The following is a 23,447-nucleotide window of genomic DNA, read 5'->3' on the forward strand; positions in this document are numbered from 1 at the left end:
CGCCGTCACGCAGAAACACTCCAGGAAAGGCGCAGTACCCAATGCCTCCCCGCCTGTCAGTCATCGTTCCCGTGTACAACGTGGAGCTCTTCCTCGACGAGTGCCTGCAGTCCCTCGTCGACCAGACCTTCACGGACTGGGAGGCGATCGTCGTCGACGACGGCTCCAAGGACGGGAGCCTCGCGATCGCCGAGCGCTGGGCGGCGAAGGACGCGCGCATCCGGGTGGTCGCGCAGGAGAACAAGGGTCTGGGTCCCGCCCGCAACACGGGTGTCGCGCACCTCACGGAGGGCACCGAGTACCTCGCCTTCGTCGACAGCGACGACATCGTGCTGCCGGACGCCTACGAGCGCTTCATCGCCAAGCTCGACGAGACCGGCTCGGACTTCGCCAGCGGCAACGTGAACCTGCTCAAGGCCGGCGAGATCCTGATCTCCCCGCTGCACGAGAAGCGGCTCAACACGGACCGGGACCGCACCCACATCTCCCACGACAAGGCGCTGGTCTACGACCGCACCGCGTGGAACAAGGTCTTCCGGCGCTCCTTCTGGGAGCGTCACGCCTTCGAGTTCCCGGGCATCCTGTACGAGGACGCCCCGGTGACCCTGCCGGCGCACTTCCGGGCCAAGACCGTGGACGTCCTCGGCGACCCGGTCTACCTGTGGCGCCAGCGCACCGGCGGCGCCCCGTCGATCACCCAGCGCCGCACGGAGCCGGTCAACGTCCGCGACCGCATCCGGTCCTGCGACTCCGTGAGCCGCTTCCTCGCCGCGCAGCCGGGCGAGGAGTTCGCGGAGCACAAGCGCTGGTACGACGAGATCTTCATCAGCGACGAGCTGCCCCTGTTCATGGGCGTGCTCGACGAGGCCGGTGACGAGTTCCGCGAGCTGTTCATGAAGGGCGCGGCCGACTTCCTCAGCCGGGTCGACGCCCAGGTGCTGCCGCGGCTCGACGTGGCGCTGCGGCTCAAGTGCCACCTGATCACCGAGGGCCGGCTCGAGGAGCTCCTCGACCTGCTCGCCTACGAGCGCGAGACCGGCCGGGCGATCCCGGTCGCCCGCCAGGGCCTGCGGCACTTCGCCGACTACCCGGTGCTCGACAAGGGCAAGGGCTCCGTCCCGCGCGAGGTCCTCAAGGTCAACGCCGAGTTCTCCGCGCGCGCCCGCGCCGAGCAGGTGGTGTGGCAGAACGGCCGGCTGCACATCGACGGCCACGCCTACATCCGCAACCTGGCGGCCCCCACGCCCAAGTCGGCGCTGCGCGTCCTGATGCTGCGCGAGAGCGGCAGCCGCCGCACCGTCCTGGTCCGGCCGAGCCGGACCAAGGCGCCGAGGGCCACCCAGACCTCCGGCCAGTCCCTGCACAACTACGACTGGTCCGGCTTCTCCCTCGACATCAACCCGGCCAAGCTCAAGGGCCGCGGCGGCTGGCGCGACGGCGTGTGGCGGCTCACGGTCGCCACCGTGCAGGAGGGCGTGGCCCGCCGCACCCGGGTGAAGGCCGGCGAGAGCGGCAACGCCGAGAGCCCCGCCCAGCACTGGGTGGAGAAGGACGTGCGGGTCGTCCCGTTCGTCGCCGACAGCCACCTGTACCTGCGCGTCGACCTGGTCCGCGCCCGGCTGACCGGCCACACCGTCGCCGACGGCACGGTCGAGCTGACCGGTGTCCTCGGCCACGAGGCCGCGGCAGCCGGCGCCGAGCCGAAGCTGCGGCTCACCCACGGCACCTCCGGCGCCACGCTGGAGTTCCCGGTCACCCGGACCGGCGCCGAGGGCTTCTCGGCGCGCGTCCCGCTCGCCGACCTGGACGTCGAGGGCCGCGACTCCGCGGACCTGGAGGTCACCGACAAGTGGGTGGCCGAACTGACGCTCGGCAAGCGTGCGTTCGCCGTCGCCGTCAACGACCGCCAGGGCGACCTCGGCCGCCAGCACCCCGTCGACGGCTCGGCCGCCACCACCTGGGGGGCCAGGGCGATCGCCGTCGCCAACGACGGCGTGGGCCGCCTGGTGCTGCGCACCCAGCCCGTCCAGCCGATGGTCGCCAAGGCGACGGTCAGCCCCGAGGGGCGGATCGTCCTGGAGGGCGCGCTGCCCGCCACGGTCGACGAGCCGCTGGAGCTGGTGCTGCGCCACAGCCGGCACGCCGAGGAGCACGCGCACCCGGTCGCCGTCGAGGACGGCGTCTTCCGCGCCGACTTCCTGCCGGTGCCCGGCGGCATCACCAAGGTGCCGCTGCGCCAGGGCCGCTGGTACCTCTTCGTCCGCACCGTCGACAGCCGGGTCGAGGTCCCCGTCCGGGCCGTCCCCACGGCCCTCGGCGTCCTCCCGGTCTCGTTCTCGGTGCGGGGCCGCGACTACGCGCTGACCCACCGCTTCTACGACCGGCTGCTGGTCGACGCCTCCCCCGACCTGACCGCGGAGGAGGTCGGCTGGTACCGCCAGCGCGAGATGCGCACCACGGTGTACCAGGAGGCCCGTACGGCTCCCCTGAAGGACACCGTCCTCTACGCCTCCTTCTCGGGCCGCCAGTTCTCCGACTCGCCGCGCGCGGTCTACGAGGAGCTGCTGCGCCAGGGCTCCGAGCTGGAGCACATCTGGGTCGTCGAGGACCGCCGGGCCGAGATCCCGGAGGGCGTGCGGGTGATCCGCCGCTGGAGCCGCGAGTGGTACGAGGCGCTGGGCACCAGCCGCTACATCGTGACCAACACCCACCTGCCGTTCTGGATCCGGCGCCGCGAGGGCCAGGTGATCGTCCAGACCTGGCACGGCACCCCGCTCAAGCGGATCGGCCACGACATCGACAGCGTGCAGTTCGCGGACCGCAAGTACCTGCAGAAGGTGGCGGAGGAGACCCCGAGCTGGAGCTTCCTCGTCTCCCCCAACCGCTTCTCGACCCCGATCATGAAGCGCGCGTTCCAGTACGACGGGGAGATCCTGGAGTCCGGCTACCCGCGCAACGACGTGCTGCTCTCGGAGAAGACCGAGGACCTGGCGCGGAGCGTCCGGGAGCGGATCGGCCTGCCGGAGGGCAAGAAGGTCGTGCTGTACGCGCCGACCTGGCGGGACGACCAGTTCTACCAGGCGGGCAACTACAAGTTCGATCTCCGCGTCGACATCGAGAAGGCCGCCGAGCGGCTGGGCGACGACCACGTCCTGCTGGTGCGCAAGCACTCGAACATCGTGGACGCGGTGCCCGGCGCGGGTGACGGCTTCGTCTTCGACGTGTCCAGCTACCCGGACATCGCCGAGCTGTTCCTCATCACCGACGTGCTGGTCACGGACTACTCGTCCCTGATGTTCGACTTCGCGAACACCGGCCGGCCGATGCTCTTCTTCACGTACGACCTGGAGTACTACCGCGACCAGCTGCGCGGCTTCTACTTCGACTTCGAGAAGCGGGCCCCCGGCCCGCTGCTGCAGACCTCCGACGAGCTCATCGACGCGCTCGGCGACATCGACCGGATCAGCGCCGGCTACACCGACGCCTACCGGGAGTTCCGGGACGTGTTCTGCGACCTCGACGACGGCCACGCCGCCGAGCGCGTGATCGCGCGGATGCTGGAGCTCGCCCACCCCGACAGCCCGTCCACCGAGCCCGTGGAGCAGCGTTGAAGACGCCATCCATCCCGTTTGTGAACCGGATACTGGAGCGGATCCCGGCTCAGCGGCGGCTGCCGCTGGCCGTGTACGCCGCGACCCAGCTGATCTTCCTCGTCTGGTGGGCCGCGTTCTACCCGGGCGGGATGAGCTACGACTCGATCTCGTACGTATGGCACGTCACGACCGGCCACTGGATGTCCAACCACTCGGTGGCGTACGACGGACTGGTCTGGCTGTCGCTGCAGCTGACCGGTGACCTGGCGCTGCTGACCTTCGCCCAGTCCGTGGCCATGGCCGCGGCCCTGGCCTATGTGGTCGTGACGCTGCGCATGTTCGGCGTCAAGGGCAAGTGGAGCTTCACGGCGGCGGTCGCGTGCGCGGTGCTGCCGTCGATCGGCACGTTCGTGATCTACGTGTGGAAGGACGTGCCGTTCGCGATCGGCGCGGTGCTCGCCTTCGGCGCGACGGGCCGGCTGGCGGCGCGGCGGCTGCGGGGCGAGTCCCAGCTGCGGGACAAGGCCTTCCGCAACGAGATCGCGATGCTGTTCCTCGGCTTCCTCGCGATGGGGCTCTTCCGCAACAACGGTCTGCTCGTGGCGGTCATCGCCGTGCCGGTGCTGCTGCTGACGCTGCCGAGGATGCGCAAGTGGCTGCTGTTCGCCACGGTGATCCCGGTCATGATCGCGGCGCTGCTCCAGACGGTGGTCTACCCGGCCATCGGCGTCATCACGCCGACCAAGGACCAGGTGTACGCGTTCAACTACGCGGACATCGCGGTGGTCTACGGCAAGGTCCCGCAGACCTTCACCAAGGCCGACAAGGAGCTCATGCAGAAGGTCGCGCCGCTGGAGCACTGGGGCGGGCGCGCGGCGAACTGCTACAACGCCGACTGGGCGATGAAGAAGCCCATGAACCGCAAGGCGGCGGCGAAGTACAACGACGAGCTGCTCGACCTGTGGTTCCGCGTCCTGGAGCGGACGCCGGACCAGATGATCTCGGCCCGGGTGTGCCGTGCGCACATCGCGTGGTCGCCGTTCCCCGGCCCGGTCGACAAGATGGGCCACACGCTGATCAGCCCGCCGTCCGTGCCGAAGAACCTGTTCGGCTGGGCGGACTGGAACCCGGAGATGGCGGACAGCCCGTACCGCCCGATCCTGAAGATCCGGCCCCTGAACGACCAGCTCCACGACGTGGCGTTCTTCACCTGGAAGGCCAGCAAGACGCCGCAGCTGCAGTGGCTGCTGTTCCGCGGCGCGATCTGGTGCTACGCGGCGTACGCCGTGGTGCTCGCCTTCTCCCGCAGGCACCGCACCTGGGCCCCGGTGGCGCTGCTCGCCATCCCGCTGGCCCTCCAGCTGACGGTGCTCGCAGCGAACCCGGCGCCGCTGGCGCGCTACATGTTCGCCCCGATGTTCCTGGGCATCCTCTGCCTCCCCCTCATCGGCGCGAAGCCCCGCTTCACCAAGCGCTCCCCGGAGCCCACGAAGCAGGACGACAAGCAGACCACCGCCCCGGACCCCGAACCGGAACCGGAACCTGAGCCGGTGGCCTGACGCCACGGAGAAGGGGCCCGCCTCCTCGATCGAGGAGGCGGGCCCCTTCTCCGTATCCCCCCAACAAACGCCCGGCCCCTGCCGGAAGCAAGCTCCGGCAGGGGCCGATCGTGCGCTCGGGCGACGCCTAGAACGGGTTGAACTCGTCGAACTCCCGCTGCGCCTCGTCCCGCTCCGCCTCGCGGACCGAACCCCCACCGCCGCCCTCGCACCGCTCGGCCCCAGGGGGCCTCACCGGCTTCGGACGGCTGCGCCGGACTCCGTCCGGCCACGGCAACGGCCCCCGCCGGAAGCTCCGGCAGGGGCCGACCGTGCGCTCGGGCGACGCCTAGAACGGGTTGAACTCGTCGAACTCCCGCTGCGCCTCGTCCCGCTCCGCCTCGCGGTCGCGGCGGCGCTGGGCGGCGGGGCGGGGGGCCTCCAGGCGGTGGTCCTCGCCTCGGCGGCCGAGCATTTCGGCGCCGGCCATCATCGTGGGCTCCCAGTCGAAGACGACCGCGTTGTCCTCGGAGCCGATCGCGACGCCGTCGCCGGCTCGGGCGCCGGCCTTCATCAGCTCGTCCTCGACGCCGAGGCGGTTGAGGCGGTCGGCCAGGTAGCCGACGGCCTCGTCGTTGTTGAAGTCGGTCTGGCGGACCCAGCGCTCGGGCTTCTCGCCGCGCACGCGGTAGACGTCCTCGGCCTCGTCGTAGGTGACGGTGAAGCCGGCGTCGTCGACCGCCTTCGGGCGGATGACGATCCGGGTCGCCTCCTCCTTCGGCTTCGCGGCGCGGGCCTTGCCGACGATCTCGGCGAGGGCGTAGGAGAGCTCCTTCAGACCGGTGCGGGCGACCGCGGAGACCTCGAAGACCTTGTAGCCGCGCTCCTCCAGGTCCGGGCGGATCATGTCCGCGAGGTCCTGGCCGTCCGGGATGTCGATCTTGTTGAGGACCACGATGCGCGGGCGGTCCTCGAGGCCGCCGTACTGCCGCAGCTCCTCCTCGATGACGTCGAGGTCGGTGACCGGGTCGCGGTCGGACTCCAGCGTGGCCGTGTCCAGGACGTGCACCAGGACCGAGCAGCGCTCGACGTGGCGGAGGAACTCCAGGCCCAGGCCGCGGCCCTGGCTGGCGCCGGGGATCAGGCCGGGGACGTCGGCGATGGTGTAGACGGTCGAGCCGGCCGTGACCACGCCGAGGTTCGGGACCAGGGTGGTGAACGGGTAGTCCGCGATCTTCGGCTTCGCGGCCGAGAGGACGGAGATCAGCGAGGACTTGCCCGCGCTCGGGTAGCCGACGAGCGCCACGTCGGCGACCGTCTTGAGCTCCAGGACGATGTCCCGCGACTCGCCGGGCTCGCCGAGGAGCGCGAAGCCGGGCGCCTTGCGCCGGGCGGAGGAGAGCGCCGCGTTGCCGAGGCCGCCGCGGCCGCCCTGGCCGGCGACGAAGGTGGTGCCCTGGCCGACCAGGTCGGCGAGGACGTTGCCCTGCTTGTCGAGGACGACGGTGCCGTCGGGCACGGGCAGGACGAGGTCCTGGCCGTCCTTGCCGGAGCGGTTGTCGCCGGCGCCGGGCTGCCCGTTGGTCGCCTTGCGGTGCGGCGAGTGGTGGTACTCCAGGAGCGTGGTGACGGCCTGGTCGACGACCAGGGTCACGTCACCGCCACGGCCGCCGTTGCCGCCGTCCGGACCGCCGAGCGGCTTGAACTTCTCCCGGTGAACGGAGGCGCAGCCGTGGCCTCCGTTACCCGCGGCGACGTGCAGCTCGACGCGGTCCACGAAGGTGGTCATGGTTCTGTGCCTCCAGATACGTAAAACGAGTGGAATGTCTACCTAGTAACACGCGAAAGGCGGACCCGCTTCCCTACCGGGAAGTGAGGTCCGCCTCCGCAAAGCTTCCGATCAGGCGACCGGAACGATGTTCACGACCTTGCGGCCACGGAAGGTGCCGAACTGCACCGAACCGGCCTGCAGGGCGAACAGCGTGTCGTCGCCACCGCGACCGACACCCGAGCCCGGGTGGAAGTGGGTGCCACGCTGGCGGACCAGGATCTCACCCGCGTTGACGACCTGACCGCCGAAGCGCTTCACGCCGAGCCGCTGGGCGTTGGAATCGCGACCGTTCCGGGTGGACGATGCGCCCTTCTTGTGTGCCATTGCTCAGTCCCTCTTTACTTCGCGGCCGTCGGGATGGACGTGACCTTGATCGCCGTGTACTGCTGACGGTGACCCTGGCGACGGCGGTAGCCCGTCTTGTTCTTGTAGCGCAGGATGTCGATCTTGGCGCCCTTGTGGTGGTCCACGACCTCGGCCTGGACCTTGATGCCGGCCAGAACCCACGGGTCGCTGGTCACGGCGTCGCCGTCGACAACGAGCAGGGTCGAGAGCTCGACCGTGTCGCCAACATTGGCGGTGGAAATCTTGTCAACCTCAACGATGTCGCCGACAGCAACCTTGTGCTGGCGACCACCGCTGCGCACGATGGCGTACACGCGGATCTCTCTCTCACTCGGAAATCGGGACCTCTGATGCCAGCCGCCCACGCGCGGGCCTGGGGCCCACAGCGATCCGGAACCGGTCGAGCGGCCTCTCCCGGAGGACCGGGAGGGAGGTGCTCAGAGGTGTGGCGCAATCAGACACGCCGACGGTCTAGGTTACGGGCGGCTCCCGCAGGGGGTCAAATCCCGGCCGTGTCGCCCGCGGCGTCGGCCGCGGAGGTCTCCGCGACGAAGCCCTTGAGCCAGGCGCGGAAGTCCGGACCGAGGTCCTCGCGCTCGCAGGCGAGCCGCACGATGGCCCGCAGGTAGTCCCCGCGGTCGCCCGTGTCGTAGCGGCGGCCCTTGAAGACGACGCCGTGCACGGGGCCGCCCAGCTCCTCGTCGGCCGCCATCTTCTGGAGGGCGTCCGTGAGCTGGATCTCGCCGCCGCGGCCCGGCTCGGTCCCGCTGAGCACATCGAAGACCGCCGGGTCGAGGACGTAGCGGCCGATGATCGCGTAGTTGCTCGGCGCCTCGGCCGGGTCCGGCTTCTCGACCAGGCCGGTGATCCGTACGACATCGGCGTCGCCGGTCGGCTCGACCGCCGCGCAGCCGTACAGGTGGATCTGCGCCGGGTCGACCTCCATGAGCGCCACGACGCTGCCGCCGGCGGCCGCCAGGACCTCCAGCATCCGGGCGAGCAGCGGGTCCCGCGGGTCGATCAGGTCGTCGCCGAGGAGCACCGCGAAGGGCTCGTCGCCGACGTGCGGCTGCGCGCAGAGCACGGCGTGGCCGAGGCCCCGCGGGTCGCCCTGGCGCACGTAGTGCATGGTGGCGAGCTCGCTGGACTCCTGGACCCGCGCGAGACGCTCCTCGTCACCCTTGCGGGTGAGCGCCTCCTCCAGCTCGTAGTTCCGGTCGAAGTGGTCCTCGAGCGGGCGCTTGTTGCGGCCCGTGATCATCAGGACGTCCGACAGACCCGCCGAGACCGCCTCCTCCACCACGTACTGGATCGCCGGCTTGTCGACGACCGGCAGCATCTCCTTCGGCGTCGCCTTCGTGGCGGGAAGGAAGCGCGTGCCGAGACCGGCGGCGGGGATCACGGCCTTGCGCACCTGAGGGGTGGGGGTGTTGTTCATCGGGCTGGTTCCTGGTTTCCGATCCGGGGTCAAAACCGTATGGACCGTCCTCGGGAGGAGGACGGTCCACACGGACTGCGTCGGGGACTGGGTCAGTCCTGCGCGGGGGCGGCGGTCTTCTTCGCTGCCTTCTTGGCGGTCGTGGTCTTCTTCGCCGCCGTCTTCTTGGCCGCCGCCGTCTTCTTGGTGGCTGCCTTCTTGGCCGTGGCCTTCTTGGCCGTCTTGCGGGCCGTCTTCTTGGCCGGAGCCGCCTCGGCCTCCGGGGCGGCCTCCTCGGCCGGGGCCTCGGCGGGCGCCTCGGCCGCGGGGGCCGAAGCCACCACGACCACGGCGGCCTCCTCGGCACCCGCCGGCGCGCCCGCGGGGGCGGTGGCCTTGCGGACCACCCGGCGGCGGGCCTTCGGCGGGGCGGCCACGGGGGCCTCCTCGACCACGGGCTCGGCGACCGGCTCGGCGACCGGGGCCGGGGCCGGGGCCGGGGCCGGGGTCTCCTCGACGGCGGCCGTCTCGACCACCGTCTCGGCGACCGGCTCCGGGGTGGACACCACCGGGGCGGAGACCTTGCGGGTGGCCCGGCGGCGGGTCCGCGGAGCGGGGGCCTCGGGGGCCTGCTCCTCGGCCACCGGGGCGGCCTCGGCGGCCGGGGCCTCGGCCACGGGGGCCTCGACGGCCGGCTCGTGCTTCGGCTCCGGCTTCGGCTCCGGGACGACGACCTCGAAGGTCTCCGTCTCGGTCACGGCCGGCGTGGCGACCGGCGCCGACACCCGGCGGGTCGCCCGGCGGCGGCCACGGCCGCGCGTGGCGGCGGCCTCGGCCTCCGCGGCGCTGCCGTACAGCTCCTCGTCCGCGGCGATCGGCTCCGGCAGGGCCACCGGGGCGGCCAGCTCGGCGGCCAGCTCGGCCTCCGTCTCGGCCGGGGTCTCGTGGACCTCGGTCTCGTGGGCGTGCTCGTGCTCGTGGGCGTGGCCCTCGCCACCGCGGCCGCGCTTCTTCGAGCGCTTGCCGCCGCCACCGCCGCCGTGGGTGGGCGGCTGCTCCATGTGGACGATGACACCGCGGCCGTTGCAGTGGACGCAGGTCTCCGAGAAGGACTCCAGGAGACCCTGGCCGACCCGCTTGCGGGTCATCTGGACCAGGCCGAGCGAGGTGACCTCGGCCACCTGGTGCTTGGTCCGGTCCCGGCCCAGGCACTCCAGGAGGCGGCGCAGGACCAGGTCCCGGTTGGACTCCAGGACCATGTCGATGAAGTCGATGACGACGATGCCGCCCAGGTCGCGCAGGCGCAGCTGGCGCACGATCTCCTCGGCCGCCTCCAGGTTGTTCCTGGTGACGGTCTCCTCGAGGTTGCCGCCCTGGCCGGTGAACTTGCCGGTGTTGACGTCGACGACGACCATCGCCTCGGTCTTGTCGATCACCAGCGAACCGCCGGAGGGCAGCCAGACCTTGCGGTCCAGCGCCTTCATCAGCTGCTCGTCGATCCGGTACGTCGCGAAGACGTCGACCTCGCTGGTCCACTTGGACAGGCGGTCGGCCAGGTCCGGGGCGACGTGGTTCACGTAGCCGTGGATGGTCTCCCACGCGTCGTCGCCGCTGACGATGACCTTGGAGAAGTCCTCGTTGAAGATGTCGCGGACGACACGGACGGTCATGTCCGGCTCGCCGTAGAGCAGGCTCGGCGCGGAGGTCGAGATCTGCGAGGCCTTCTTCTGGATGTCGGCCCACTGCGCCTGCAGGCGCTCGACGTCGCGGCGCAGCTCGTCCTCGCTCGCGCCCTCGGCGGCGGTGCGCACGATGACGCCCGCGTCCTCGGGGACGATCTTCTTGAGGATGGTCTTCAGACGGGCGCGCTCGGTGTCCGGGAGCTTGCGGCTGATGCCGGTCATCGAGCCCTCGGGCACGTACACGAGGTAGCGGCCCGGCAGGGAGACCTGGCTGGTCAGGCGGGCGCCCTTGTGGCCGATCGGGTCCTTGGTGACCTGGACCAGGACCGACTGGCCGGACTTGAGGGCGGCCTCGATGCGGCGCGGGCCGTTGCCCATGCCGAGCGCCTCGAAGTTGACCTCGCCGGCGTACAGGACGGCGTTGCGGCCCTTGCCGATGTCGACGAAGGCGGCCTCCATGGACGGCAGCACGTTCTGGACCTTGCCCAGGTAGACGTTGCCGACGTAGGAGGTGGCCTGCTCCTTGTTGACGTAGTGCTCGACGAGCACGTTGTCCTCGAGGACGCCGATCTGGGTGCGCTCGCCGTTCTGGCGGACGACCATCACGCGCTCGACGGCCTCGCGGCGGGCGAGGAACTCGGCCTCGGTGATGATCGGGACGCGACGGCGGCCCTGCTCGCGGCCCTCGCGGCGGCGCTGCTTCTTGGCCTCGAGGCGGGTCGAGCCCTTGATGGACTGGACCTCGTCGGACGGCTCGCCCTTCTCGCGCGCCGGGCGGGGCTCGCGGACCTTGACGACCGTGCGGACGCCGTCCTCCTCGGTGCCCTCGGTCTCGGCGGACGCGTCACCGCTGCGGCGGCGACGGCGGCGACGGCGGCGGGAGCTGCTGCTGCCCGCGGCGGCACCCTCGTCCTCGTCGGCCTCGGCGTCGGCGTCCTCCTCGGCGCGGAGCTCGTCGGCCTCCTCGGCCTCCTCGGTCTCCTCCGACTCCTCGACCTCGGCGAGCTCGCCGCGGCGACGGCGGCGGCCGCCCCGGCGACGGCGGCGGGACGGGCGGTCCTCGTACTCGTCGGCGTCGTCGGTCTCGGCCTCGACGCCCTCGGCCTCGGCCTCGGGGGTCGACTCGACCTCGGGCTCGTCGGCGACGGTGGCCGGGACGGGCTCGACGGCGACGGGCTCGCCACGGCGGCGGCGACGGCGGCGCGAGCCGGTCTCGGCGCGCTCGGGCTCGACCGTCTCGACGCTCTCGACGGCCTCGGTGGTCTCCCCGGCCTCCTCGGCCTCCTCCGGCTCCTCGACGGCCTCGGCGGCGGCGATGTACGCGGCCGTCTCGGGGGTCTGGAACATCGGCTCGGTGAAGACCGGCGGCTGGAAGACGGCGACCGCGGGGCGCGCGGCGCGGCGGGCGCGCGGCGCCTCGGCCTCGGTGGCCGGCTCGGCGGTGAACTGGGGCGAGGTGGCGCGGCGGCGGGTGCGGCCGCGGGTGGCGGCCTGCTCGGCGGCGGCGACCTCGGCGGTGTGCGAGGCGATCTCCTCGACGGTGTCCTCGGGCAGCGCCTCGCCGGAGGTCTCGGCGGCGAGCTCGGCGGCGACGTCCGGGGTCACCGCGGGTGCGGTGGCCTTGCGGGTGGCGCGGCGGCGGGTCCGCGGGGCCGGGGCGGCCTCCTCGGCGACCGGGGCGGCCTCGACGGCCGGAGCGGTCTCGACGACCGGGGCGGCCGGGGCGGTGGTCTCCGGCGCGGTGGCCTTGCGGGTGGCGCGGCGGCGGGTACGGGGGGCCGGGGCGGCCTCCTCGGCGGCCGGAGCGGCCTCGACGGCGGGGGCCTCGGCGACCGGAGCGGTCTCGGCGGCCGGGGCCTCGGGGGACGTCACGGCGCGGGTGGCGCGGCGGCGGGTACGGGGGGCCGGGGCGGCCTCCTCGACGGCCGGGGCGGCCTCGGCGACCGGAGCGGTCTCGGCGGCCGGGGCGGCCTCGACGGTGGTCTGGGGCGCGGTGGCCTTACGGGTGGCGCGGCGGCGCGGACGCGCGGGCGCCGGCTCCTCCGCGGCCGGGGCGGCCGGGGTCTCGGCGGCCTGGGCGGCGGGGGCCTCGGGGGTCTCGGCGGCCTGGGCCGTCACCGGCGGACCGGCCGGGCGGGAGGCTGCGCGGCGCCGACGGCGCGGCGGCAGCTTGTCACCGGGTGCGTTGCTGTCGCCTGTGTTCGCGACATTGTCATCGTGCTGTTCGAGCATGCGGGCGGTTCTCCCGTCACGCCCCCGGGCGCCGCGCCTGGTTCCGGTCCGGCGGCACTGACGCGCGAGAGGCGCGGTGCCGCCGTCCGGGGCGCGGGCGCCGCACGGGAGCTGTATGTCTGGCTCGCCGGTTCCGTACGCCCTGTGCGTACGGCCTGGCGAAAGTCTCCTGGTCAGTGCGCTGCCCGACCCAGGTGGCTCCCGAGTACGAGGGCTGCGCTACAACGACCGCTCCCTACGCGGTACCCGCACCCGGCGCCGTCGCTGAGGCGGTCTCGGCGGCCGTGGATGGAGCGGCCGTGACTGCCTCGCGGTCGGGCGCGAGCGGGTCGGTCACCGTGCCGGACTCCTCGTCGAAGAGCCCCTGCGCCAGCCTGGTCACCGCAGCGGGGACCGGCGGCGCCAGGTCGGCCACAGCTCGGAGACCGGACAGGACGTCGTCGGGTCGCACGGCAGGTGTCACGTGCCGAACAACCAGGCGCAGTATCGCACAGGCGCTGTCCAGCGGCCTATCACCCTGGGGATCGCCCGGGGCGGCGGCCGCGGTCAGCTCGACCACGGCGGCGCGGGTGTCGAAGGTGCGGATGCCGTTCTTGGTCTTGCGCTGTACTTCCACCGTCTCGGCCGCGAGAAACGTCTCGACGGCCTTCCGCGCGTCCTCGACGTCGACGCCGTCGAGCCGCAGCTCCCACACGGAGGCGGTGAGGCGGTCGGCGAGGCCGGAGGTCCGGGCCTCGACGGCGTCGGTGATGTCGAGGCCGTCCGGCAGCGACTCGTCGAGCAGGCGCCGGAGCGTCTGCGGGTCGCGCGGCTCGGCGAGGGCGATCTCCAGGTACTCCGCCTCGGAGCCCGTACCCGTCGGGGCGGCGTTGGCGTACGACACCTTCGGGTGCGGCGTGAACCCCGCCGAGTACGCCATGGGCACCTCGGCGCGGCGCAGCGCCCGCTCGAAGGCGCGCTGGAAGTCACGGTGGCTGGTGAACCGGAGGCGGCCGCGCTTGGTGTAGCGCAGTCGGATGCGCTGCACCGTGGGTGCGGGCGGCGGGCCTTCGGGCTGTCGCTTGCCCAGTGGTTCTTCTCCTCGGTGCGGGGCGGGCGCGGTGTGGCGCCGCCCACGAAATGCGGTGGTGCCCTGGGGGGCCCGCCCGGCTCACCCCCGCTGGTGCGGGGAGATCTCGGGTGCGGGCGCCGCGCCGGGGACGTTCGTTGTACTACCCAGAGTACGCGCCCGGGCCACCTGTGGTTCCCCGGGCCGGTCAGCGCGAGCCGCCGAAGAGGGCGACGCGCACCTCCCGGGCGGCGGCGCGGACGGCCCTCGCGACCTCGGCGACGGGCCCCCACACGTATCGGCGCAGCCAGTGGCCGACGGGGGTCAGGACCGTGCGGTAGGCCCAGGCGAGGGGGCGGCCGACCGCGTTCCACAGGACCCAGCCGAGCGCGCGGCCGACGGCGCGCGAGAGGATGCCGGCGATCCCCCAGGCCCAGGCCAGGGCGGCGCCGGCCACCCGGAGGACGGGGGCGAGGACATGGCGCCAGAGCCAGCCGAGCGGGGCGAGGAGCAGCAGGTCGACGACCCGCCAGAGGGCGCGGCCGACGGGGGCGAGGACCCACTGCCACAGCCACCGCAGCGGGATCACGAGCAGGTGCTCGACGAGCCACCCCAGGGCCCGGCCGACGGGGGCGAGGACCCACCGCCACAGCCACCGCAGCGGGATCACGAGCAGGTGCTCGATGAGCCATCCGAGTGCGCGGCCGAGCGGGGCGAGGATCCAGCGCCACAGGTGCCGCAGGCAGAAGGCGAGGGCGTCCCAGAGCAGCCGGAAGGGGAGGACGACCACGAGGGCGATGCCCCTCGCCACCGCGGTGAGGCAGCCTGTGTTTTCCGTGTTCATGCCGGAAATGACGTGACGGCCCGGCGGAGGGTTTCCCCTCGCGCCGGGCCGTCACCCAAGCGTTACTGCTCGACGACCGCCGGCGGCAGCGGCGGACCGTCCCCGCCTTGGGCTGGGGGCCCGGCGGTCACGCAGGGCTGTGTCACTTCACCGTCAGCGGCAGCAGCTTCTTGCCCGTCGGGCCGATCTGGATGTGGGTGTCCATCTGCGGGCAGACGCCGCAGTCGAAGCACGGGGTCCAGCGGCAGTCCTCGACCTCGGTCTCGTCGAGCGCGTCCTGCCAGTCCTCCCAGAGCCAGTCCTTGTCGAGACCGGAGTCCAGGTGGTCCCAGGGCAGGACCTCCTCGTAGGTGCGCTCGCGGGTGGTGTACCAGGCGACGTCCACGCCGAACTCGGGCAGCGTCTTGGCCGCGCACTCCATCCAGCGGTCGTACGAGAAGTGCTCGCGCCAGCCGTCGAAGCGGCCGCCGTCCTCGTACACCGCGCGGATGACCGCGCCGACGCGGCGGTCACCGCGGGAGAGCAGGCCCTCGACGATGCCGGGCTTGCCGTCGTGGTAGCGGAAGCCGATCGAGCGGCCGTACTTCTTGTCGCCGCGGATCTTGTCGCGGAGCTTGAGCAGCCGCGCGTCCGTCTCCTCCGCCGAGAGCTGCGGGGCCCACTGGAACGGGGTGTGCGGCTTGGGCACGAAGCCGCCGATGGAGACGGTGCAGCGGATGTCGTTCTGGCCGGAGACCTTGCGGCCCTCGGCGATCACGTTCATCGCCATGTCGGCGATCTGCAGGACGTCCTCGTCGGTCTCCGTCGGCAGGCCGCACATGAAGTACAGCTTCACCTGGCGCCAGCCGTTGCCGTAGGCGGTGGAGACGGTCCGGATCAGGTCCTCTTCCGAGACCATCTTGTTGATGACCTTGCGCATGCGCTCGGAGCCGCCCTCGGGGGCGAAGGTGAGGCCGGAGCGGCGCCCGTTGCGGGTCAGCTCGTTGGCGAGGTCGACGTTGAACGCGTCCACGCGGGTCGACGGCAGCGAGAGGCCGATCTTGTCCTCGGTGTAGCGGTCGGCGAGGCCCTTGGCGATGTCGCCGATCTCCGAGTGGTCCGCGGAGGACAGCGAGAGCAGGCCGACCTCCTCGAAGCCGGTCGCCTTCAGGCCGCGGTCCACCATCTCGCCGATGCCGGTGATGCTTCGCTCCCGCACGGGGCGCGTGATCATGCCGGCCTGGCAGAAGCGGCAGCCGCGGGTGCAGCCGCGGAAGATCTCGACGGACATGCGCTCGTGGACGGTCTCCGCGAGCGGGACGAGCGGCTGCTTGGGGTAGGGCCACTCGTCGAGGTCCATGACGGTGTGCTTGGAGACGCGCCACGGCACACCGGACTTGTTGGGCACGACACGGCCGATGCGGCCGTCCGGCAGGTACTCGACGTCGTAGAACGCCGGGATGTACACCGAGCCGGTCTTGGCGAGGCGGAAGAGGACCTCCTCGCGCCCGCCCGGGCGGCCCTCGGCCTTCCACTGGCGGATGATCTCGGTCATGTCGAGCACGGCCTGCTCGCCGTCGCCGATGATCGCCGCGTCGATGAAGTCCGCGATCGGCTCGGGGTTGAAGGCCGCGTGGCCGCCGGCGAGCACGATGGGGTGGTCGACGGTGCGGTCCTTCGACTCCAGCGGGATGCCCGCCAGGTCGAGGGCGGTGAGCATGTTGGTGTAGCCGAGCTCCGTGGAGAAGCTCAGGCCGAACACGTCGAAGGCGCCGACGGGGCGGTGGCTGTCCACGGTGAACTGCGGCACCTTGTGCTCGCGCATCAGCTCCTCGAGGTCCGGCCACACGCTGTAGGTGCGCTCGGCGAGGACGCCCTCGCGCTCGTTGAGTACCTCGTAGAGGATCATGACGCCCTGGTTGGGCAGGCCGACCTCGTACGCGTCCGGGTACATCAGCGCCCAGCGGACGTCGCACTCGTCCCAGGCCTTGACCGTGGAGTTCAGCTCTCCACCGACGTACTGGATCGGCTTCTGTACGTGCGGGAGCAGAGCTTCGAGCTGCGGGAAGACAGACTCGGCAGCAGACATCTCGAACCTTCGTGAGCTGGCAGGGGGCGACTCTCAAGCGTACCCCGGTGCTCAGCGGCTCAGAGCCGCCCGGATCCCCGGGGCCGCTGCCCGCTCCCACACTCCCGGCAGCTCACGCTCCCGGACGGCGGCCGCGGCCTCCTCGCGGCCGAACAGAAGTCCCCAGGTGAACGCGGACTCGCCGGCCGCGTCGGCCTGCGCCGCGAGCTCGCGCAGGGCGGCGCGGGTGACGACGCCGTCCTGGTGCTCGCCGAGGAGGGACTGGACGGACTTCATGCGCTTGGCGAAGCGTTTCGCGGGCTTGCCGAGGGTCGGCTCGGCGGCCTCTCCGGCGTAGCGGGCGCGCTTGGCGGCCTTGCGGGCCTCGTGGAGGGCGAGGTCCCGCTCGTGGCCCGGGTCCAGGGCGAGGGCGCGCCCCATCCGCTCGGCGAGCCGGTCGAAGTCCTTGCGGGCGGCGCGGGCGAGGACCCGGTCGGCGGCGCGGGCGGCGGCCTTGCGCAGCGGCGGGTCGGCGAGGAGCGCGTCGAGGGCGTCCAGGAGCGCGAGGTGGCGCGGCGAGTCCAGCGCGGCGAGCGCCGTGCGGCGCGCCTCCTCGGCGCGCCGTGCGCCGCGCACCCGGAGCCGGGCGCGGACGGGGCCGAGCAGCAGGTCCTCCGGGAGCTCGTCGACGCGGGCGGCGAGGCGGGCGGCGAGCACCTCCTCGTCCCGGGCGGCGCCGAGCTCTCCGGCGAGCCACTTCAGCTCCTTGCCGAGCGGGTCGGTGACGGTCCGGTCGAGCACCTTGCGGTAGGTCTTGAGGGCGCTGCGCAGGCGGCGTGAGGCGACCCGCATCCGGTGCACGGCGTCGGGCAGGTCGCGCCGGACGGCGGGGTCGAGGGCGACGATCGTGTCGCGCTGTTCCCGTACGTACGCGAGGACGGCGGCGGCCGCGCTGCCGGGGGCGGGCTCCGCCGCCCCGCTCCGCTCCGCGGCCGTGGCGGGGTCGGGGGCTCCGGTCTCCGTCAGGGCCCGGGCCAGTTTCGACGGGGCGTCCGAGGGCCTGATGCCCGCCTTGCGCAGGCGCTTCTCGACGGCGTCGAGGACGGCCGGGTCGGCGTCGTCGGCGAGTTCGACCTCGATCTCGGTCCAGGCGGCCTCGCCGGGGCCGGTGAGGCGTTCGGCGTGGACGGTGTCGACGGAGAGCTCGGCGAGGACGGTGCCGTCCTTCGCGGTGAGCAGGTGCACGTCACGGCGGGAGCGGAGCCGGACGAGGGGGCGGACCGGCTCGGTGCGGACCCGGGAGCGGACGAGCCCCGCCAGGGAGGCCGGCAGGGTCTCGGAGAGCGGGGCCCTGATCTCGTCGCGGATCCCGGCGGCGACCGGGAGCTTCAGGTGCCAGCCGGCGTCCCGGCCGCCGGTGCGGCGGCGCAGGGTGAGGGAGTCGGCGGCGAGCCGCAGGTCGGCGGTGTCGTAGTAGACGGCGTCGAGTTCGGTGACGCCCTCGTCCGAGACGGCCGCGACCCCGGCCGCCCGGGTGAGGTCCGGGAGCACCGTGTCCCGGCCGGCCTCGTACTTACGCTCGATCTCGCGCTTCGTCTCCGCCATGCATCGAATCTAGTGCGCCTCAGGCCGTTATGGGGCGCTGCACGCGAATCGACTGCAACAGGCCGATCGCCACCCACACGGCGAACATCGAGGAGCCGCCGTACGAGACGAACGGCAGCGGCAGGCCGGCCACCGGCATGATGCCGAGGGTCATGCCGATGTTCTCGAAGGACTGGAAGGCGAACCAGGCGATGATGCCGGCGGCGACGATCGTGCCGTACAGCTCGCTGGTCTCGCGGGCGATCCGGCAGGCCCGCCAGAGGATCACGCCGAGCAGGACCAGGATCAGTCCCGCGCCGACGAAGCCGAGCTCCTCGCCCGCGACCGTGAAGACGAAGTCGGTCTGCTGTTCGGGCACGAACTGGCCGGTGGTCTGGGAGCCCTTGAAGAGTCCCGCGCCGAGCAGTCCGCCGGAACCGATGGCGATCCGGGCCTGGTTGGTGTTGTAACCGACGCCGGCCGGGTCGAGGTCGGGGTTGGCGAAGGCGGCGAACCGGTTGATCTGGTACTCGTCGAGCATGCCGAGCATGGTGACGAGCACCGCGCCGAGGACGCCCGCGCCGATGAGGCCGAGGACCCAGCGGTTGGAGGCGCCGGAGGCGAGCAGCACGCCGAGCACGATGACGGCCATGACCATGACGGAGCCGAGGTCGGGCATCAGCATGACGATGCCCATGGGCAGCGCGGCGAGGCCGAGCGCCTTGGCGACGGTGCCGTGGTCGGGGTGGAGCTGGTCGCCCGCGTCGACCTTCGCGGCGAGCAGCATCGCCATCACCAGGATGATCGTGATCTTCACGAACTCGCTGGGCTGGAGCGAGAAGCCGCCGCCGACGACGATCCACGCGTGGGCGCCGTTGATGGTCGCGCCGAGCGGGGTGAGCACGGCGAGGATGAGCAGGATCGACAGGCCGTAGAGGATCGGCACGGCCCCGCGCAGGGTGCGGTGGCCGAGCCAGATCGTGCCGACCATCAGGGCGAGGCCGATGCCGGTGTTCAGGACGTGCCGGAACAGGAAGTAGTACGGGTCGCCGTTGTTGAGCTCGGTGCGGCCGCGGGTGGCGGACCAGACGAGCAGGGAGCCCATGAGGGAGAGCGCGAGCGCGGAGAGCAGGATCGGCCAGTCGAGCCGGCGCAGCACCGAGTCGCGGGCGGTGAGCCGGGCCAGCGCGCCGCGCTCGGGGGCGTAGCGGGAGACGGAGAAGCCGTGGGGTGCGGTCACCGGTTCAGAGCCTCCCTCGGTGGGTGGCGGGCGGGCCCGCGAGTTCCCGTGGGTCGTCGTCCGGCTTCTTCGCCGGCTGGGTGGCGTCCGGCGCGGGCTTGGTCGCGTCGGCGGTGAGCTTGTCGGGGTCGATCTTGCCGGCCTCGGGGTCGTACGGCTTGATCTTCGGGGCGTCGATGGAGCCGTCGGCCTCGATCTTCGGCAGGGTCTTCTGCGGCTGCGGCAGCAGGGCCCGCTTCAGGTCCTGGTTGCCGGCGTCGTCGAGTCCGTAGAGCGCGTCGTAGATGTTGCGCACGGCGGGGCCCGAGGCGCCGGAGCCCGTACCACCCTGGGAGATCGTCATGACGATCGCGTAGTCCTTGGTGTACGTGGCGAACCAGGAGGTCGTCTGCTTGCCGTAGACCTCCGCGGTACCCGTCTTGGCGTGCATCGGGATCTTGTCCTGCGGCCAGCCGCCGAATCGCCAGGCGGCGGTACCGCGGGTGGCGACTCCCGCGAGGGCTTCGTCTATCAAGTCGCGGGTCTTGGCGTCGAAGGGGAGCCGGCCGTGCGACCTGGGGGCGATCTCGGTGGTCTTCCTGCCGTCGGCGCTGACGACGGCCTTGCCGACGGTGGGGTTCCACAGGGTGCCGCCGTTGGAGATGGCGGCGTAGATGGTGGCCATCTGGATGGGGGTGACGAGCGTGTCGCCCTGTCCGATGGAGTAGTTGACGGAGTCACCGGCGCGCATCAGGTTGCCTTCGAGGCAGTTCTCGTAGGAGAGCTGCTGGACGTAGGTGCCGCCCTTCTTGCCGTTCTTGCACCACCAGTCCTTGTTGGCCTCCCAGAAGTTCTGCTTCCACTTGCGGTCCGGGACGCGGCCGGTGACCTCGTTGGGGAGGTCGATGCCGGTCTCGGCGCCGAGGCCGAACTGGTGGGCGGTCTTGTAGAACCAGTCCCCCGGGTTCTTCTTCGGCTTCATCCCGCCGTCCTTGATCCACTGCTGGTGGGAGAGGGCGTAGAAGACGGTGTCGCAGGAGACTTCGAGGGCGCGGCCGAGGCTGATGGGGCCGTGGTTCTGCGACTCGAAGTTCTTGAAGACCTGGTTGCCGATGGAGTACGAGCTGGTGCACGGGTAGCGGCCGTCGAAGTCGTAGCCCGCGTTGACGGCGGCGGTGGTCGAGACGACCTTGAAGATGGAGCCGGGGGCCGCCTGGCCCTGGATGGCCCGGTTGAGCAGCGGGAGGTTGGACTCCTTGCCGGTCAGGGCCGCGTAGTCCTTGGCGGAGATGCCGCCGACCCAGGCGTTGGGGTCGTAGTCGGGCTGCGAGGCCATGGCGACGATCCGGCCGGTCTTGGCCTCCATGACGACGACGGCACCGGCGTCGGCCTTGTAGTTCTCGCTGGTGTTCTTGTCGTACGTCTTGCGGGCCTCGACCATCGCGTTGTGCAGCTCCCACTCGGCGACCGCCTGGACGCGGGCGTCGATGGAGGTGACGACGTTGGCGCCGGGCTCGGGCGGGTCGCTCTTGGCCTGGCCGATGACCCGGCCGAGGTTGTCGACCTCGTAGCGGGTGACGCCGGCCTTGCCGCGCAGCTGCTTGTCGTAGGTGCGCTCCAGGCCCGAGCGGCCGACCTGGTCGGAGCGCAGGTACGGGGAGTCGCTGTCCTTGGCCTTCTCGATCTCCTCGTCGGTGACGGGCGAGAGGTAGCCGAGGACCTGGGAGGTGCGGGCCTTGCCGGGCGCCGGGTAGCGGCGGACGGCGGCGGGTTCGGCGGTGATGCCGGGGAAGTCCTCGGCGCGCTCGCGGATCTGGAGGGCCTGCTGGGTGGTGGCCTCGTCGGTGACGGGGATCGGCTGGTAGGGCGAGCCGTTCCAACAGGGCTTGGGGGTCTTGGAGTCGCAGAGCCGGATCTTGTTGACGACGTCCTCGGGCTTCATGCCGAGGACGCCGGCGAGCCGGGTGAGCACGGCCTTGCCGTCGTCCTTCATCTTCATCAGCTCGGTGCGCGAGGCGGAGACCACGAGCCGGGTCTCGTTGTCGGCGAGCGGGACGCCGCGGGCGTCGAGGATGGAGCCGCGGACGGCGGGCTGGACGACCTGCTGGACGTGGTTGTTCTTCGCCTCGTCGGTGTACTCCTTGCCGTTGCGGATCTGGAGGTACCAGAGGCGTCCGCCGAGGGTGAAGAGCAGGGAGAAGACGAGGACCTGGATGACGACGAGCCGGATCTGGACGCGGGGGGTCCGCCCGGTCTCGGGGATGTTGCTCATGCTGCCGCTGCCCCCTGGATCACAGTCGCTTGACTCCCTTGATGCGTCCGGCGCGTGAGGCGCGGCTCCGGGCGGCCTTGACGCGCAGGCCGCTGCGCTGGGTGCCGATCCGCAGGCCGGTGCCGGACGAGAGCCAGCCGGAGGCGACGTCGGCTCCGCCGGAGCCGCCGGTCTCGGCGAGCGGGTCGTTCTCGGCGCGCCGGGCCAGGGCCATGATCAGCGGCACCGTGAAGGGCGCGAGGAGCAGGTCGTAGAGGGCCGCGGTGAACAGCAGGAAGCCGAGGCCGACATGCCGGGCGGCGGTGTCTCCGACGAGGGCGCCGACGCCGGCGTACAGCAGGGTGGAGCCGATGGCGGCGACGACGACCACGGCCATGGGGCCGGTCGCGGACTTCAGGCGCCCGTTCTCGGGGCGGGCGAGGCCGCAGAGGTAGCCGACGACGCAGAGCACGAGGGCGTAGCGCCCGGCGGCGTGGTCGGCGGGCGGGGCGAGGTCGGCGAGGAGTCCGGCGGTGAAGCCGACGAGGGCGCCGGTGACGTGCCCGTACACGAGGGCGAGGGCGACGACGGTGAGCAGGACGAGGTCGGGGACGGCGCCGGGGAGCTGGAGCCGGGCGAGGACGGAGACCTGGACGACGAGGGCGACGACGACCAGTGCGGCCGAGAGCAGGATGCGGTTGACCTTCACGGTGTTGCCTCCCCCTGGTCCTGCGGCTGCTGGTTCTGCTGGTCGGGCTGCTGGGCCTGGTCCTGTGCCTGGCCCTGTGCCTGGTCCTGGGCCCGCCCCTGGGCCTGGTCCTGGGGCTTGACGCCCTGCTGGTCCGGCTTCTGCCCGGCCTGCTGTCCGTCCGGCGGCGGGGTGACGGTCACGGTGACGGTCGGGGCCGGCTTGGGCTTCTGCGGCAGGACCATGTCGCGCGGGTCGCTGCGCGGGGCCTGGACGACGACGCCGACGATGTCGAGCTTGGTGAAGCCGACGTACGGGCGCACGTAGATGTTGCGGGTGAGGCCGCCGCCCGCGGGGTCGACGCGGACGACCTCGCCGACGGGCACGCCGGGCACGAAGGGCTTGTCGGCCTGGGAGCCGAAGGTGACGAGCCGGTCGCCGGGCTTGACCTTGGCCTTGCCGTTGAGGAGCTGGACGAGCAGCGGGCGGTCGCCCTGGCCGGTGGCGAAGCCGAGTTCGTCCGTCTTCTCCATGCGGGTGCCGACGGTGAAGTCGGGGTCGTTGGCGAGCAGGACCGTGGAGGTGGAGGGGCCGACGGTGGTGACCCGGCCGACGAGTCCGGAGCCGTTGAGGACGGTCATGTCGCGGCGGATGCCGTCGCGTGCGCCGACGTCGATGGTGACGGTCCAGGAGAAGCCCTGGGCGGCTCCTATGGCGATGACCTCGGCGCCCTTGATGCCGTACTGGCCGGCGCCGGCGGTCTTCAGCATGGCGTCGAGCTCGCGCAGCCGGTTGCGGTTGCGGTCGTCGCTGCCGAGCTTGGCCTTGAGGGCGGCGTTCTCCTGTTCGAGGGCGGCGATGCGGTTGTGCCGTTCCCCCGAGTCGCGGACCGCTCCTATGGCGTTGCCGATCGGGTCGACCGCTGAGGCGACTCCGTTCTCGACGGGACCGAAGACCGCGGCCGCGGCCTGTCGGGCACCGTCGACCGGCGACTCCTGGCCTCCTCTGATGTCCACCGTGATCAGTGCGAACGCGATGGCGATCAGCAGTACCAGGAGCAGCCGGCTCTCTCGTGTGTCCCTCACGTGCGGCGGCCGTGCCCTTCCTCGATGGTTACGGGGGGTGTGA

The 23,447-nt window shown here is 72.0% G+C and carries 15 protein-coding genes; 2 read left to right on the forward strand and 13 right to left on the reverse strand.

The genetic code is table 11. The features are described from left to right. The first annotated feature begins 71 nt into the window (after positions 1–71). Positions 72–3,611, forward strand: a complete 3,540-nt coding sequence (locus tag ACH414_RS05580) for a CDP-glycerol glycerophosphotransferase family protein (RefSeq protein WP_398940844.1) — start codon at positions 72–74, stop codon at positions 3,609–3,611. Between the two features lie 20 nt (positions 3,612–3,631). Continuing rightward, the gene (locus tag ACH414_RS05585) at positions 3,632–5,152 is read left to right on the forward strand and encodes a DUF6020 family protein (RefSeq protein WP_382543828.1); all 1,521 of its coding nucleotides are present in this window, start codon (positions 3,632–3,634) and stop codon (positions 5,150–5,152) included. A 328-nt stretch (positions 5,153–5,480) separates the two neighbouring features. Here ACH414_RS05585 and obgE read toward each other — a convergent pair whose 3' ends face one another. The 13 genes from obgE to mreC form a co-directional block, all read right to left on the reverse strand. Beyond that, positions 5,481–6,920 (reverse strand): GTPase ObgE, encoded by a 1,440-nt coding sequence (gene obgE, locus ACH414_RS05590; protein ID WP_382535087.1) that lies wholly within the window; start codon positions 6,918–6,920, stop codon positions 5,481–5,483. Between the two features lie 111 nt (positions 6,921–7,031). Further along, complete coding sequence (rpmA, locus tag ACH414_RS05595) at positions 7,032–7,286, reverse strand: 50S ribosomal protein L27 (RefSeq protein WP_030494090.1); 255 nt, start codon at positions 7,284–7,286, stop codon at positions 7,032–7,034. 14 nt (positions 7,287–7,300) lie between these two features. Beyond that, positions 7,301–7,621 (reverse strand): 50S ribosomal protein L21, encoded by a 321-nt coding sequence (rplU, locus tag ACH414_RS05600; RefSeq protein WP_046905603.1) that lies wholly within the window; start codon positions 7,619–7,621, stop codon positions 7,301–7,303. Between the two features lie 185 nt (positions 7,622–7,806). Then, positions 7,807–8,745: a UTP--glucose-1-phosphate uridylyltransferase GalU gene (galU, locus tag ACH414_RS05605; protein ID WP_382535091.1), complete on the reverse strand. Its 939-nt coding sequence runs from the start codon at positions 8,743–8,745 to the stop codon at positions 7,807–7,809. A gap of 92 nt (positions 8,746–8,837) precedes the next feature. Beyond that, entirely contained in the window at positions 8,838–12,638 is a 3,801-nt protein-coding gene (locus ACH414_RS05610) for a ribonuclease E/G (RefSeq protein ID WP_398940845.1), read from the reverse strand. A gap of 235 nt (positions 12,639–12,873) precedes the next feature. Further along, positions 12,874–13,665: a TIGR03936 family radical SAM-associated protein gene (locus tag ACH414_RS05615; protein WP_382535096.1), complete on the reverse strand. Its 792-nt coding sequence runs from the start codon at positions 13,663–13,665 to the stop codon at positions 12,874–12,876. A gap of 229 nt (positions 13,666–13,894) precedes the next feature. Then, complete coding sequence (locus ACH414_RS05620) at positions 13,895–14,530, reverse strand: hypothetical protein (protein ID WP_386564236.1); 636 nt, start codon at positions 14,528–14,530, stop codon at positions 13,895–13,897. 142 nt (positions 14,531–14,672) lie between these two features. Further along, positions 14,673–16,598 (reverse strand): TIGR03960 family B12-binding radical SAM protein, encoded by a 1,926-nt coding sequence (locus ACH414_RS05625; protein WP_382535102.1) that lies wholly within the window; start codon positions 16,596–16,598, stop codon positions 14,673–14,675. A 51-nt stretch (positions 16,599–16,649) separates the two neighbouring features. After that, positions 16,650–18,182, reverse strand: a complete 1,533-nt coding sequence (locus ACH414_RS05630) for a CHAD domain-containing protein (protein WP_386564239.1) — start codon at positions 18,180–18,182, stop codon at positions 16,650–16,652. 19 nt (positions 18,183–18,201) lie between these two features. Then, complete coding sequence (gene rodA / locus ACH414_RS05635; RefSeq protein WP_382535108.1) at positions 18,202–19,401, reverse strand: rod shape-determining protein RodA; 1,200 nt, start codon at positions 19,399–19,401, stop codon at positions 18,202–18,204. A 4-nt stretch (positions 19,402–19,405) separates the two neighbouring features. Beyond that, complete coding sequence (gene mrdA / locus ACH414_RS05640) at positions 19,406–21,652, reverse strand: penicillin-binding protein 2 (RefSeq protein WP_398940846.1); 2,247 nt, start codon at positions 21,650–21,652, stop codon at positions 19,406–19,408. A 19-nt stretch (positions 21,653–21,671) separates the two neighbouring features. Continuing rightward, complete coding sequence (gene mreD, locus ACH414_RS05645) at positions 21,672–22,340, reverse strand: rod shape-determining protein MreD (protein ID WP_382535114.1); 669 nt, start codon at positions 22,338–22,340, stop codon at positions 21,672–21,674. Next, positions 22,337–23,404 carry a rod shape-determining protein MreC gene (gene mreC / locus ACH414_RS05650; RefSeq protein ID WP_398940847.1) on the reverse strand — a complete coding sequence of 356 codons (1,068 nt, stop codon included), beginning with the start codon at positions 23,402–23,404 and terminating at the stop codon, positions 22,337–22,339. The genes mreD and mreC overlap by 4 nt, the downstream gene beginning before the upstream one ends. Positions 23,405–23,447 lie beyond the last annotated feature (43 nt).

The sequence above is a fragment of the Streptomyces sp. NPDC020422 genome (assembly GCF_044386705.1).
Lineage (GTDB): Bacteria > Actinomycetota > Actinomycetes > Streptomycetales > Streptomycetaceae > Streptomyces.